General features: G+C 65.3%; 9 protein-coding genes, 1 pseudogene and 1 other annotated feature. Of the genes and pseudogenes, 5 read left to right on the forward strand and 5 right to left on the reverse strand.

Annotation, left to right across the window (positions count from 1 at the left end; translation table 11 throughout):
• Positions 1 to 47: 47 nt before the first annotated feature.
• Positions 48 to 2,498, reverse strand: a complete 2,451-nt coding sequence (locus tag O7605_RS29730) for an alpha/beta hydrolase-fold protein (RefSeq protein ID WP_269742283.1) — start codon at positions 2,496 to 2,498, stop codon at positions 48 to 50.
• 502 nt (positions 2,499 to 3,000) lie between these two features.
• On the opposite strand from O7605_RS29730, the gene O7605_RS29735 reads away from it, so the two are divergent.
• From O7605_RS29735 to O7605_RS29755, 5 genes and pseudogenes are all read left to right on the forward strand, one after another.
• Complete coding sequence (locus O7605_RS29735) at positions 3,001 to 3,549, forward strand: hypothetical protein (RefSeq protein ID WP_269742284.1); 549 nt, start codon at positions 3,001 to 3,003, stop codon at positions 3,547 to 3,549.
• Between the two features lie 398 nt (positions 3,550 to 3,947).
• A complete protein-coding gene (locus O7605_RS29740; RefSeq protein ID WP_269742285.1) occupies positions 3,948 to 5,087 on the forward strand; it encodes an amidohydrolase family protein in 1,140 nt (379 codons plus the stop codon).
• Between the two features lie 309 nt (positions 5,088 to 5,396).
• Complete coding sequence (locus O7605_RS29745; RefSeq protein WP_269742286.1) at positions 5,397 to 5,708, forward strand: transposase; 312 nt, start codon at positions 5,397 to 5,399, stop codon at positions 5,706 to 5,708.
• Positions 5,663 to 5,776, forward strand: a sequence feature (AL1L pseudoknot). It overlaps the preceding gene by 46 nt.
• The gene (locus tag O7605_RS29750; RefSeq protein ID WP_269742287.1) at positions 5,714 to 6,631 is read left to right on the forward strand and encodes an IS3 family transposase; all 918 of its coding nucleotides are present in this window, start codon (positions 5,714 to 5,716) and stop codon (positions 6,629 to 6,631) included. It overlaps the preceding feature by 63 nt.
• A gap of 206 nt (positions 6,632 to 6,837) precedes the next feature.
• Positions 6,838 to 7,542 (forward strand): annotated as a pseudogene (locus O7605_RS29755) (ISL3 family transposase); the annotation flags it as partial.
• 364 nt (positions 7,543 to 7,906) lie between these two features.
• On the opposite strand, the gene O7605_RS29760 reads toward O7605_RS29755, so the two are convergent.
• The 4 genes from O7605_RS29760 to O7605_RS32005 all read right to left on the reverse strand — a co-directional run bounded on the left by O7605_RS29760 (position 7,907) and on the right by O7605_RS32005 (position 14,634).
• Positions 7,907 to 8,326: a hypothetical protein gene (locus O7605_RS29760; RefSeq protein ID WP_269742289.1), complete on the reverse strand. Its 420-nt coding sequence runs from the start codon at positions 8,324 to 8,326 to the stop codon at positions 7,907 to 7,909.
• An 86-nt stretch (positions 8,327 to 8,412) separates the two neighbouring features.
• Complete coding sequence (locus tag O7605_RS31995; RefSeq protein WP_332317194.1) at positions 8,413 to 10,149, reverse strand: RHS repeat domain-containing protein; 1,737 nt, start codon at positions 10,147 to 10,149, stop codon at positions 8,413 to 8,415.
• A gap of 182 nt (positions 10,150 to 10,331) precedes the next feature.
• On the reverse strand, positions 10,332 to 13,796 hold the full coding sequence (locus O7605_RS32000; protein WP_332317167.1) for an RHS repeat domain-containing protein: 3,465 nt from the start codon (positions 13,794 to 13,796) through the stop codon (positions 10,332 to 10,334).
• The gene (locus tag O7605_RS32005; RefSeq protein WP_332317168.1) at positions 13,786 to 14,634 is read right to left on the reverse strand and encodes a hypothetical protein; all 849 of its coding nucleotides are present in this window, start codon (positions 14,632 to 14,634) and stop codon (positions 13,786 to 13,788) included. Before O7605_RS32005 ends, O7605_RS32000 begins: the two co-directional genes overlap by 11 nt.
• Positions 14,635 to 14,644: the final 10 nt, after the last annotated feature.

Here is a 14,644-nt window from a genome sequence, read left to right on the forward strand (position 1 = left end):
GCGGCCGGCCCGCCCGATCCGGGGCGCGCCGGCCGCGTGACGCGAGGTCAGTTGATGGTCAGGGCGATGGCGTGAACGGGGCCGCGGACCGGGTCGATCTGCAACTCGTAGGCACCGGGGGCGAGCCCCCTGGTGTCCCAGTGGAAGATGTACTGGTTGCTTGCCGCGCTGTAGCGTGCGGTGTTGTCCGCCCTCTTCTGGACAGGCGTGGCCGGAACGCGGTTGCCAGCCACGCCGTCGGTCTTCCTCACGAGGTAGACGCGCGGCCGCGCGTCGGTGACCGTCTCGCCGTCTGCGTCGGTCAGGGTGAACTTGACCGGCACGGCGCGTCCGGCTTCGACGATGTCGGAGCCGTCGCCGGCCAGCGGTGGCCGCACCCCGCCGAACCGGTACTCGGGCGCGAAGATCCGCGGCAAGAAGTCGATCAGATTCGCCATCCAGATGTCGAAGCCATGCGGTCCGACCCAGGTGCCGGCGTACTCGTATTCGATGCCCTGGGAGGTCAGCCACTGCATCGTGTTCTGGGTGAACGTGTACGTGAAGTCGACGTCACCGGAGTACAGCCGTGCCAGCTTTGTGCCTTCGTTGACCGCCTCGGCGTCGACGCCGCTGGGGTAGGAGAACAGGAACCCCGAGAAGACACCGACGTAGGCGAACTCGCCCGGGTGGCTGAGCCACGTGCTCAGGGTGTTCATGCCCCCCCACGACAGGCCAGCGAGCGCCTGCTCATCCGGATCAGTCGAGATGTTGTACTTGTCCGCCGCGGTTGGCATCACGTGCCGGCTGAGGTCGGTCCAGAAGTCGACGCCGTTCTGGTCGGGCATGACCACAACCATCGGCGCCATTGTCTTGTTGAGGTAGCTGTTGTCGAGAATCTGCTTGGCACGCCCGGTTTCGAGCCAGCTGCCGTAGTTCTGGCCCCCGCCGTGGTACAGGTACATCACGGGGTAGGCGGCTTCGCGGTCAGCATCGTAGCCTGGCGGCGTCCAGACGTACGCGTGGCGCTCTGTGCCCTGGCTTCCGTCGTAGGTCATCAGTGAGACCGTGCCGCCCCTGCCCTCGGGGACATCGGCCAGCATCGCATCGGACTTACCCGGCACGAAGAGCTGCGACTCCATCACGTGGGTGTTGACGGTGTCGGCCGGGTCCTTCAGGTCGACGCCGTCGACCACGTACCGGTAGTAGTAGTAGCCGTCGAGCGGCCCAATCGTCGTTCGCCAGCGGCCGTCGGGCTGCTTGTCCATCGGGATCCGGAACCACTGGCCATTCGGAGCCCAGTTGCCCCAGATCGTGACGTCCTTGGCGCCAGCCCACTGGGTGCCGGTCTCGAACGTGACGATGCCGTGCGGGTCGATGTGCGGGGTGGTGATCGAGCCGGCCGCGGGGGGCTCGTACGGCCGGGTCAGCGCGCGGTGTCCCTTGCTGGCGCCGTGGCGGAGGACCTTCTGTCCGAAGAGCCGAGCGGCGAAGTCTCGCAGGTTCTCCCGCCACGCGTCCCAGGTGGCGCCGCCGTCAGGGTTGACGCCGTCGAACTCGAACCTCACTCCGGACTTCTTCAGGTCCACCAGCAGGTCGTAGTTGTCGTTGTACGACGGATCGAGCGTGTTGCCGACGAATACCCGCAGCAGTTTGGTGCCCTTGTTGATCGCCTTGGCCTCCGCTCTGGTGATCGGGCCGTCGGCAGAGCCGGAGAAGGATCCGACGTAGGCGAACCTGCCGGGATCGCTGCGGAGGATGCTGATCGCCTGCTCGGCGCCCGTGGCGACACCGGCCAGCGCCTGACCCTTGGGCCGAGACGAGATGTTGTAGCCGGCCCGTGCTGCGGGGACGATGGCGTCGAGCAGCTCGGCGCGGGGGTCGGCGGAATTGGCGTCAGCCATCACGACCACCATCGGCTTGGCGTCCCCGCCGGCGACCAGGTTGTCGAGGATCTGCTTCGCCCGGCCAAGTTCCAGCCACTCACGAGCTGTCTGACCCTCGCTGCTCAGCAGGTACAGGACCGGGTACGCCTCGGCCCGGGCCGAGGCGTAGCCGGGCGGCGTCCACACCAGGGCGGTACGGTCCTCCGCCGCTGTCGCGCTCGGGTAGGACAGTTCCTCCACAGTCCCGCCCGCGGCGATGTCGTCCATCCACGCGACCGACTCACCGGGCACGAAGAAGGTGTTCCAGTTTGGCTTCGACGTCACCGCCACCGGGCTGCCGGGCTGCCGGAAGGACACCTTCGACCTGTCCTGCATCGTCGCGGTGTACTGGTAGTAGTACAGCCCGGGATCGAGCGGACCGACGTTCGCGGCGTAGTCCGAGCCGCTCGGGTCGAGCGCGAGCGCCGACCAGGTGCCGCTCGGGCCGATGTTCGCCTCCAGTTCGAGCGTTGCCGGCGTTCCGCCGACAATGCTGCTGGCCTGCGACTGCGGCACCTTGAAGTAGTGATAGACGTCGTCGTTCGAATGCCACGTGTCGGTCGCGGCAGCCGCCGGGGCGGCCGCGATGACTGACACCACCACCAGAGCCGCGGCTGCGACAAGGCTGGTCGTTCGGGGGCCACTGCTGTGTGACATCGCGATGCTGCCCCTCTCAGAGCGTCAAGGCCTCCCGCATCGAAGGCACGCGCCTCACCATCGAGATCGGCCACCGAAACCTTCCCGACAGCCACGACGGTCCACATTCACACCAGCGCACTACATGTCCTACACCGGTGTAGAGCGGATGGCAAGAGACCTCTCGAAGCCCCCTACGACATCCATGGTGGACTTTGTACTCGACACCGTCCGGATCTCCGGACGGCAAAAGAGGTCACCCACGAAAGCCAACACAACGAGCAGCCGCTTCCAGGTGGTTCATGCCTGTTGACCTGAAGTTTCATGCTGTTCGACGCAGTTGGCGCGCCCGTCCATCGAGTGCCTGCGTGAATACGTTCCACGCCAAACCCGTTGCACTGAGGGAACGGCACTCCAGCAGGTCAGCGGCCCATCCGTTGAGGACCGTCGGCGCTGGTTCGGCGTGCTGCGGGCCAGCCTCACCCACGTCCGGGCCGTACGCCCTGGTCCTCGTCACCGGCCCGCGACAGGAGATGCCCTCGGCCTCACCTGGACCGACGTCGACCTCGACGCCGGTGAGCTGACCATCGGCCGGCAACGGCATCGCGTACGCGGAAAGCTCCTGCACCGCGACACCAAGACCCAGGCGTCCGACGTCTGCCTGGCCGCGCTCAACTCGTTTGCTCACGCCGCCAGCCGCGCCGCTACGCAGCGTCCCGCCGAGCCGGCCCAGGTTCCGCCGCGCGACCACCCGCGACTCGGCGGCTGGTCCGGCATCGCCCTCGATCCGTCCAGCATCGCCCGGCTGCACACCGCCTCGACGTGGGCAGCGCACCACCTCGATCGACTGGCCGCGATCGAGCAACATGGGCTGAACGCGGCACAGGGCGACCCACTGGTGCACCGCGACCTGTACCCGCACAGCGTGCGCCGGGCACCTGGCTCGGACAACCGGCCTGAGAACATTAACGTTCGTCTCAGATTCACCAGGTACGAAGTCGGCGTCAGATAAGCGAGGTAACCCGCCGACAGGGGCTAGTGATGACAGTGGATGCAGCGCCGTCAGGAAAAGCGCCGCCCGGGCGATTGAGGTTCGGGGCGGCCACCATGGCTCTGGCGACGGCATACCCGGTCGCCGCCTGCGGGTCGCACCCCCACGACAATGCGGGGCCCGCTGCGGCCGGCCCGTACAGCACGCACGCGAGCGACCGGTTCCTCGACCCCGGGCAGGACGCGAAAACCCCTGGTCCCGGCCGGCAGTGCCTCGGCGGGAGCGGCCGAGGTCGCAGCGGGGGGCACGGCTCGGGTGGAGACCTGTTCGACGAAGGCTCGATCCGAAGCATCGCGCAGACGGGTGCCGTACGGATACCACACCACCCAAACACCTGAAGAGAGACTGACATGAAGCCAATGGGACGCCGCACCTTCCTGGCCGCCGCCACGGCACTCGGCATCGGCGCCGGCGTGTCCACGCATGCGATTGTCTCGGCAGCGAGCGATGACAAGACTCCGGACCAGAACGCGGACAAGACCGCGGAAATTTACCAGCGAGACCGGGACCTGCCCTTCATCGGCACCGAGGAAACATTTTCGACTCCCACGTTGTTGAAGCTGAACTCCATCAATGAGGATCATATAGCGTTCCTTGAGGAAATTGGACTGTCGGATCTAGGCCAACGCCGCATCGGCGACATGGACGCGGGGGGACTCGACGTTCAAATCCTCTCCGCTCATACACCGTCCGTACAAAATGTCCCCGGAAAAAGGGGCATCGACCTTGCCTATCGCCTCAACCGGCAACTTGTAGACGGGCCAATCGCCAAATATCCGGGCCGCTTCAAGGCTTTCGCCACCTTGCCCTTGCAGAGCCCCGAGGCGGCGGCGGACGAGCTGGAACGCTCGGTTCGGGAAGATGGCTTCCTGGGTGCACTGACCAACGGACATATCACGAGGAAGTACCTCGATCATCCCGATTTCGAGCCCGTGCTGGCACGTGCCGTTGCTCTTGATGTGCCGATCTACCTACATCCCGGCTATCCAGCTGACGAGATCTTCGAGATCCTTTACAGCACCACCCGACCTGAATACACGAAGGAGTACCAACCCTACATTTTCAGCGGGTCTGGATATGGCTGGCACCAAGAGATACTGACCCAGTGCATTCGAATGATCACGTACGGAGTTTTCGACAGATTCCCCAAACTGAAGATCATCATCGGCCACATGGGCGAAGGCCTTCCCTTCTACTACGAGCGGATCGCCAATGACATGGGCGAGCCGACCGAAAACTCGCTCAAGAAGCCCTTCGAGCAATACTTCCAGGACAACTTCTGGATCACAACCAGCGCATTCCCCCAGACCGAACTGCTCAATCTCCTGCTGAAGTACATAAGCGTGGATCGAGTGATGTTCGCAACCGACTACCCGTTCGCGGACATAAAGGAGCAGACCGATTGGTTCCGCGGAGTCGATTTGCCACGCGAAGACAAGGAAAAGATTGCGTTCCGAAATGCAGAGGAACTGTTCAGAATGAAAATGCCCGTGAAGTGAGGCGCCGACGTCGGCAGCAGTAGCGACTCTCCTGAGATCCTCAGCGCGCCGACCCGCCTGGGTCATCGACAGTGCGGTTCGCGAGGGTCTCTACGGGTCCCCGTAGCAGACCCTCGCCCGCCCACGTGATTGCCTGGTCACGCCTGGACACCGTCAGTGGCGAGCACAGCATTCCACCGACGGCGAAGTGCGAACCCAGTTCTCATGGCCCGCTCCGACAACGACCCCCGTCGGAGCGGGCCTGAGGTTCCCCCGATAGCTCGGAGACTTTCGATCATGGTCTGATAGGCCCTGACCAGGAGGTTTTCTGTGCCCGCCCCTCGTAAGTACCCGGACGAGTTGCGCCAGCGTGCGGTGCGGCTCTACCGGGAGTCCGACCCCAAACCGGTGATCAAGCGCTTGGCCGAGCAACTCGGTGTGCATCCCGAGGCGCTGCGTAACTGGATCCGCCAGGACCAGGCTGATCACGGTGAGCGCTTCGACCAGCCCACCACCGCCGAGGCCGAGGAACTGCGCCGGCTCCGCAAGGAGGTCGCTGAGCTGCGCCGAGCCAATGAGATCCTCAAGGCCGCGTCCGCTTTTTTCGCATCGGAACTCGACCCGACCCGGCGACGGTCATGACGCTCGTGAGCGAGCTGCGCGACCGCTTCGGGGTCGAGCCCGTCCTCCGGGTCCTGAACATCGCCCCGTCGACCTACTACGGGTGGCTGGCACGCGAGGCCACTCCCGGCCCGCGGGAGGTCGAAGACCGCGGGCTGCTGTCGGAGATCGTCGACATCCACGACCGGTCCGGGCAGACGTATGGCAGCCCGCGCGTGCATGCCACCCTCGCCCGCCGGGGCATCCGCGTGGGCCGCAAGCGCATCGAGCGGCTGATGCGTGAACACGACCGGCAAGGAGCCTTCCTGCCTAAGGGCTGGCGGGGCGGGTCCACGAAGCAGAACCCGAAGGCCGATCCGGCACCGGACCTGGTCAACCGGAACTTCACCACCGACGCCCCGAACCGGCTGTGGGTGGCCGACGCGACCCGAATCACCTGCGGTGATGGTGTGCTCTGGCTGGCCGCGGTCCGCGACGCGTTCTCCAACCGGATCGTGGGCTGGAAAACCTCCGACCGGTGCAACACCGACCTCGTCCTCGGCGCCCTCGAGTACGGGATCTGGTCACGCGACGTGCGTGACGGTCAGTTGATCCATCACAGCGACCGCGGATCGACCTACACCGCGATCAAATTCTCCGAACGCCTGGCAGACAACGGGATCCTGCCCTCGATGGGCTCCGTCGGGGACTCCTACGACAACGCCCTGATGGAAAACTTCTTCAGCACCCTGAAAATCGAACTGGTCTACCGCACCTCGTGGCGTACCCGAGACGAAGCGGAGAACGCGATCTTCGCCTACATCGACGGGTGGTACAACCGCGAACGCATCCAGAAGGACCTCGGCTGGCTGTCACCCGACGAGTACGAAGCCGCCTGGTACACAAAGAACATCGATACACCGAACCCCGTGAACACCACCCACGAACAGGCTCTAGCCTGCTAAAACGCCCTCCGCGTTATCGGGGGAACCTCAGTGGGGTGATCGATACCGTGAACCCACCATGGCTTGGCCCAGACGATGATGTCGTGATCGACTTTCGTCCGCAGTTACCCTGATGACAGCTGCCATGACCCCCGTTCACCGCCCCGCCAGTTCATGAGATGCCTGCTAAATCAGGGACTTGCACGCTGGCACGCGCTCAGGAACTCGAACCCCGAACCCGCGCGGTCACCGGCTGGCTCACCGCTCGCCGACCGGCCTGGCGCGAGCAGATCCAAGCGGTGGCGATCGACATGTGCACCGTGTTCAAGGCCGCGATCCGGCAGGTTCTGCCGCACGCGCTGCTGGTCGTCGACCATTTCCACGTCGTGCAGTTGGCCAACCGGGCCGTCACCGAGGTCCGCCGCCGGGTCACGCTCACTCAGCGCGGGCGTCGCGGCCGCGGCACCGACCCGGAATGGCGGATGCGTAACCGGCTGACCCGGTCCGCTGCTCGCATGCCCGGCAAGCACGTCGACCGCCTCGTCGACACCCTTGAGGCACTGCCCGCCAAGATCGGCGCCCCGATCCTCGCCGCGTGGAACGCCAAGGAAGACCTGCTCGACCTGCTCGCGACCGCCCGCACCAAGCCCGACCGGGAACACGTCCACCGACTGCTGCACCGCTTCTACACCCGCTGCGCCGCCACCGACCTGCCCGAGCTGCACCGGCTCGCCACCACGATCGAAACCTGGTGGCCGCAGATCCACGCATTCCTACGCACCGGAATCACCAACGCCGGATCGGAAGGCACCAACCGCGTCATCAAGACCGTCGCTCGCGACGCCTACGGCTTCCGCAACCCCGAAAACCAGCGCCTACGCACCCGCACCGCGACCACCCGACGCCACCGCGGACACCTCAACCCCGCTTAACTTCGAAGAGCCGTCAAAAGTCGGCATTGAGCTTGCATATACACGGCCAGGAGGTGATCTCTTCTTGCTACTGTCCGTCAACGTTCGGCCAGTGTTTTCGGAGGGTAAACGGGGGCTATCAGGATGCTTCCATGGGGGACGCCGACAGCACGTCGCCAGGGCCCCCCGCGCCCCCCGCTCCCCTGTCGGGCACCATCGGTACGAGAGCGACGTGCGCCTACCCGATCGCGACCCGTCCCATGCGGTAGGCAAGGATTAGTGTCCACAGCGAGAGCAGTGTCGGTTAGTCAGTTCATCGCTGCGGAGTGGCAACCGGGACGCGGGAGGAACCAATTGTCTCCTCCCGCGTTGTTCGCACGGTCACTCACTCGCGGTACCGAATGAAGCTCAGCTCCAGCACCTCCCGCTCTCCCCGAGCAATCTCAGCAGCCACATTTTCATCGATGTTCAGATATTCGCTGCGGGCGGGACCGATATCTAGCCTCGACAGGTAGACCAAGCAACGGGAATTCTCACCACGGATGCTCCCCTCCGCCAAAAGCACGTCTCGGCCAATCGACCCGTCAGCCTTCTCAAGCCGCATCCCTGGGGCCTGCACGAGCCCCATCGGATCGTCACTCGGCGGGCCGACGTACGCCACTTCGAACTGCGACTTCTCCCAGCCCTGGTGAATTTCCTGATAATCGGTGATTGTTGCAGTCGATGCACACTCCATGACCTCGGACTGCCAGGCAGGGCGACTGATGACCCCGCATCCACCCAGCACGAGAACGGTCAGCAGCAAGCCGGCCACCAGCCGCGCGAAAGAAGGAGCCGTGTCCACACGGCCGTGGCAGACGCCAGCGAGTCTCGACCACCCGTCCACACGACTCACATCTCTCCCCACCTCGGGTCGAACGGGACCCTCAACTCAGACATCGCGTATTCCGCTACGCCTCTGTGGAACACGTATCCCGGCGTCGTCCGACCGTAGAGGTAGGTGCGAGCATCGGGATTCAGCTGTCCCGATTTCGCAATGTCCCGCATGCCACCTTCCCCCTGATTATACCCTACGGCGGCGAGTTCATCGATCGATAGTGGAGAATTGTTGGTTAGGAGTTTGGCGGTCACGGTGAGATCCTTCAGGTGATAAGTCAGCGCCGTGAGCGCGAGCTCGTCGTCGAGAACCAATTCATTCCAGGATCTCCCGGAGAATACCGCCGGATGCCTATCCTTAGTCTCCTGGAAGGTTCCTTCCTGCATTTGAACCAGCCCAATTGAAGGCGTCCCTGGATATTTACCAAGCCGGTCCAATAGGATTTGCGTCCCCTCCATCATCTTAGCGAATTTGCCCCCAATTGTCCGCAGATTGCTTTCCCTGAGGAGGATGGCAAGGACAGGAGCCGGCGACATTCCCGCCTTCGCCGCTATTTCCTTGACCAGCGGCGTGAATCTCACGATCTGATCGACTCCCGGCAACCGAAGGTTGGGCAGCAACTGACGCCATCCGCCGTTCTTCGGCTTGCTCGGCGTTACCGGTTTCCCGGTGACCTTCACGTTGCTCTTTCCGGAAGAAGTCTTGGTGACGTAGCCGCGGCGGCCCTGACCGTCGTTGTTCTCTTCGAAGTAGAGACCGCTGGGATCACTGTATGTGGCTGGGGAATTGTTGGCGTACGCGTATCCGTGCATCTGCTGCGGGTCTGTGAGATCCATGATGGGGTCGATGCTGATGAAGCGGCCGATGAACGGATCGTACTCTCGCGCGCCTATGTGAGTCAGGCCGGTGGGATCACTGGTGCCGCCGACGAAGCCTTTGTCCATCGCAGCTGGCCAGGTTCCGGTGCCGTTTCCGCGGGTGTCGCCGTACGGCAAGGTGCGGCGCTTGGCGACCGCGAGGGTGGTGGCGTTGACGGTCACTTCGGCGGTGCCGTGGTGGTCGGCGACGATCCAATGGAGGCTGCTGCTGGTCCGTACGGCAACCGTGGTGCCGGCGTGGCTGTAGTAGCGGGTGGCGGTCTTGGCGGTGGTGGAGTTTGCGTAGCGGACTTCTAGGCCGCCGGGTAGGTAGAGGGTTTTGCCGGTGGAGTCGGTTCGGGTCAGGCGGTTGCCGTCGGCGTCGTAGCGGAAGCTGGTGGTGCTGGCGCCTTCGGTGATGCTGTCGACCCGTGCCTCGGGGCTCCAGGACAGGGTTTGGGTGGCGCCGCTGGTGGTGGGCCGGGTGATGGTGTTGCCGGCGTTGTCGTAGCTGTAGTTCCGGCTCCACGTAGCGCCGCCGGTGGCGGTGACGTTGGTGACTGTGTGCGGCCGCGCCGAACCTGCCTGCGGGTGGGTGTAGGTGTAGGTGGTGTTGGTCGCGTGCCGGGTCTCGGTTAGCCGGTTGCCGGTGACGTCGAATGTCCAGGAGTGCCAGTACGGCGCCGGGCCGCCGAGCCCGGCCACGGTGGGGTTCGCCTGGCAGTCGCCCGAATTGGGTGTCCAGGCCCGGGTCAGCCGCCGCAGATAGTCGTGGTTGTAGCACTGCGTGTCCGCAGTCTGCCCCTGCGCCTGTTCCTTGATCTGAGTGACGTTCCCGGCGGGGTCGTGGTCATAGGTCCAGTTCGCTGCTTCCGGTTTCAGCTCGGGTACCACGTTGGTGGCCTTGAGTCGACGGGTGGGCTCGTCGAAGTCGGAGGTGACCGCGACCCGGTAGCCGTAGGCGCCGAACTCCCGCCCGGTCAGTTGACCCAGTTTGTTGTAGGTGACCGCTCCGACGTAGATCTGCGCCGCGGAGAGCAGACCGCCGGAGTCGTCGACGTCGTTGTAACCGACGATCAGCCGCTCCGACGGCAGGTCCGCCGCAGCCGGGAGGTTGATCTGGTGGACCTTGCCGTTGACCCGGTAGCTGGTGGTCGTGGTGTAAGTGCAGGGGTTGGGTGCTGCCGCCGCACACAGCTGCGACTCCGACGACGGCACCACCACAGACGCGGACGTCGGGCGGCCGTACGCGTCGAAGGCGTCCGTCCGGTTGATCCATGCTGCCCGCCGACGTAGCGGGTCGCGGAGGTGAGCTTGCCCTTGCCGTTCGGCAGGCTGTCGTAGACCCACTCGGCCCGCTTCGCGCCGGTCGGGCTGCCATCGCGCAAGGTGGTCTTACGGCCCAACTCGTCATAGGTATGAGCAAGAGTCACGGTGCCGGTTCCCGTGCCTGACGGCGATGTGGTGGTCACCACGTTGCCCGCCGCGTCATACGTGGAGGTCGTCGTCCCCTTGTCCGGGTCCATCGTCTGGATTTCCCTGCCGCGCAGGTCGTAGCCGTAGGACCAGGTGTTGCCGGCCGGGTCCTGCACGGTTTTCTGTTGTCCGAGCAGAGTGTAGGTGTACTTAGTCTCGTCGTACTTGGCCGGATCCGTCGATCCTACGTCGGCCCGGTCCTTGTACTGGCGCAGCCTCGTTACCTGCCCCTTGGCATCAAGAACCGTAGTGGTGGCGGTGGCACCGAGGGGTGGGGTGGTGTGGGTACGATCCCCGCCGTAGCTAGTCGTGGTGCTCCACTTGCTCGCCCCGAGCGCTATGAGGATTTTCTCCGTCTGCCGGCCAGCCCCGTCGTACACGTTCTGGGTGATGGATGGGATCTGTCCCTGCGGTGTGCCGAGTGTCGTTGACGGTGAGGCGTTGGTGGTGTCGTAGTACGGGGCGGATGTCCACTCCACCTCACCGCGGGCGTTGTGGAACGTCTCGGTCAGCAGCCTTCCGCCGCCGGTGGCCTGGGTCTGGGTCTGCCGGGCCCGGAGGAAGCCGTCGAAGAGTTGAACCGACTTGCGGTAGCTGCTGCCAGTGACCAACAGCGTCTCGGTCGTGACCGCGGTCGGCCCACCGCTGTTGCGTACCAGGTAGCTAATCTTCATGCTCGGCGTCTGGTTAGCCTTGTTCCGTCCTGGCTGCCACACGTTGGTGACCCTGCCCAGCCCGTCGTAGGTCTGCTCGGCCACCGCCCCGTTCGGGTCGGTGACCTTCGTCGGCAGGTCCCACGCCGATTCCCGATCGGTGGTCGTGGCCTGGCTGAGGGCGTTGGTCACCACGGTCTGGGTCACCAGTCCACCGTTGCTCGTGGTGTAGCTGGTGGTTGTGGTGTAGCCCCGGGCGTCGGTGGTCGAGGCGATCCGGCCGTTGTCGTCGTAGGTGTTTGTTGCGGTGCGGAGGTATACCGGGGTGGAGCCGTTGAAGCGGTCCAGGTCCTCGGTGCGGACCACGTTGCCTTGGGTCGGGGCGGCGCCGAACGACGAGTCGTTGGTGTAGCTGTCGTAGAAGGTACGGCTCCGCTTCAGGACCGTGGTCGGGTTCGCCGGCGTCGTCGCGGCGGCACAGGTGCCGGAGAGCACTTCGGTCTGGCTGGCCCGGTCGAGCATCCACGCGGTCGCGTTACGGGCATAGCTGATCCGGGTGCACGTCTCGTCCCCCGTGGCTGACTCGTCGCCGAAATCGTCCACCTCCGCGGGGAAACCGTCCGGATTGAAAACGGTAGCGGTTTTGGTGGTACGGAACCCGCCAGCGGCCAGCGCAGTGCGACTACGGGTCGAGGCCGTGTTCACTCGCCACGCGTTGGTGGTGACCCCGTTACGTTCCCGGGTAGCGGTCGGTCCCACCCGCACCGGCTCGTTCACCGTGGAGGACACCTCGGCTCCGATGACGCCGCTGCTACTGACCCCGTTGTAGGTGATCTCCTGCCGGACGAAGCCCTGCAGCGCCTCATGGTCGGTGATGGATCCGCCCCAGGTGTCCGACACCTGCACGTTGCGGGTGCCGCTGGGCTGCTTGTCGCCGTGCATGCCACGCAGGTAGCGATACTCCACGGCGGTCTGCACCCCGTTGGTCGGGTCGCCCTGACGCACCCGGACCCGGCCGTAACCACGCCAGTCACCCCAGGTGCGGTGCTTGTCCTTGGTCAACTCGTCGGTGTTGTACGCCCAGGCCGGGGAGTCCAGGTAGTCGTAGAACGTGGTCTGGTTCGGCTGGTCGGTGACCAGGTCGTCCTGGTCGATACGGGTGACCACGTACTTGTGGAACCAGTCCAGCGTCGGGTCACCACTGCCCGGCCAGGAGAAGTACGCCGGCACGCACCGCTTGGTGTTCGAATGCGGCGTCGGCAGGCTGCCGCGGGTGCAGTCGTGCCCCGAGTAGGTGACCAGGATGTCCCCGCCGGACTCGGTGCGGATCTGCTTGATCCGCCACCGGTTCAGCTCGGTGCGCTGGTCCGACGGCCCGTCCACCCGGTTGGCCAACGGCTCCGCCCCCGGGTTGAACGTGATCTCCGGGTCGGAGACGACGACGCCACCGGCGGTGGTGACGTGCCCGGTCCGGGTGACCCCACGCAGCCACATCGGCGTGCTCTCACCGGTACCGGCGTTGATGAACTCCTGCCGCAACGCCCAGGACTCCACATCCCGATACGACGACGTGCCGTTACGCAGCTGAGCGGTCACCTTCGTCAGCCGCCGCGCCGACCAGAACGTCGGTGCGTTCTGCTCCACGCACGGCGACTCCTTGCAGTACTGGTCCCACGGAGTGTCCGGCCACGAGGCCGGCTTCGGATCCGACGTCCACGCCGTACCCGTCCAGCAGTTCGACAGACACCGCTCGTTGGTCTCGAACAGCACCCGCAGCGGCGCCGCCGCGTCGTACTCCGCACCCTTGCGCATCCCGTACTCGATGCGGTCCAGGTAGCCACCCCGGTCGTACGTGGTCCGCTGCGTCGGCGTCATGTTGCGGCCGTACGCGCCGGTCTCCTTCTTGTAGAAGTACGCCAGGGAGTTGCTGTTCGGGTCGACCACATAGTCCAGGTTCCACCGCCACCCCTGGGTACAACGGGCGTCGGCGAACGTCGAGTCGTAGCACGGCTCACCGGAGTTGTTGCCGTACACAGGCGCGGTCCAGGTCGAGTTCGTCACCGGCTTTTCCGAGGACCAGCCCGGCAGCCGGTGGTAGCCGAAGAAGTACTGCACCCCGTCGGTGGTGGTGAGCTTCCAGTACTCGTTGTCGTTGTCCCCGTTGTCACGGGCCGAGCCGGTGAGCCGCTCGATCCTGGTGCCGTCGTCGTCTTTCAACCGCCAGACCGAGCCGTCCCGAATCAGCTCACCGGCCCGACCGTTCATTGACAGCGTGGCGTTGTCGTTGAACCAGCACAGGTCGCCGGTCTTGTGGCTCGGGTTGTCGTCCGCGCAGGAGGCGTAGCGCCGCTCGATAAAGCCCGGCCACGACGCCCAACCATCACCGACCCAGCCACCCTGGTTATTCGACATCGCGGTCAACGTCCACACTGCCCGACGAGTACGCCAGGCTCACCGACGGTTCGGGACCGCCCAATCCTGGGGGCATCCGCATCTCGTACGACCAGGAGAAATCACCTGTTTGGGCCGACACATCCCAGGCAGCGGCCGGTGAGAGGTCGGTCGCCTTGTAGTCACCGTTGTCGCCACCCGACTCCGCCTGCACCGCCAGCAGCGTCGCCGCCTTACCCGACAGGCCCACCTGAGCCGACAACGTCGACGCCTGCGGGTCGTTCACCGTCGGCACCGGCGTCGACGTCTGGCATTCCGGTAGCTGCGGCGTGGTTGCCGCACACGCGGGCCGCTGCGTCAGCCGCAGCCGCGACGCCCAGTCACCACCGAACGCATGCGCGTACCCCGAATAGTTGACCCCGACCGACACCCGACCATTGCCCGGTATGCCATCCGAGCGACCGAGACTCAGCAGCACACCCTGCACGCCTGCCCGCGCCGTTGCCGCTCGGTCGAACACCCGCACCGTCACCGCTTCCGGCCCGGCCACACCCCGCGCGCCGAACCCTTTTGACTCCACTGCGGACACGGTCACCGGCAGCTCGCCAGCCCGATGCGCACCCGCCACAGTTGGGCGGGCCGTCGCCGTACCCGGCTGCGGCCAGGTCACGGGCCGTGGGCCCTGCACCGCACGCGACTCCGGGAAGGCCGTCACTCGTGCGGCCTCCGGCTTCGCGTCGGTCACCCGCAGTCCGGCAACATCCTTCGGCTTTGGCGGTTCCCACTTCGGCGCTGCCTCGACAGCCGACGGCTGATCGATCATCGTGACCGCCAGGACCACCGCCAACGGTGCGGACATCCAGCGCATC

Origin of the sequence: Verrucosispora sp. WMMA2121, assembly GCF_027460185.1 — a bacterium.
GTDB lineage: Bacteria > Actinomycetota > Actinomycetes > Mycobacteriales > Micromonosporaceae > Micromonospora > Micromonospora palythoicola.

Excerpts from the sequence above, each read along its gene's own strand:
- O7605_RS29740 (WP_269742285.1), top strand. The coding sequence starts at position 3,948 with ATGGGACGCCGCACCTTCCTGGCCGCCGCCACGGCACTCGGCATCGGC.
- O7605_RS32000 (WP_332317167.1), bottom strand. The coding sequence starts at position 13,796 with ATGTCGAATAACCAGGGTGGCTGGGTCGGTGATGGTTGGGCGTCGTGG.
- O7605_RS32005 (WP_332317168.1), bottom strand. The coding sequence starts at position 14,634 with ATGTCCGCACCGTTGGCGGTGGTCCTGGCGGTCACGATGATCGATCAG.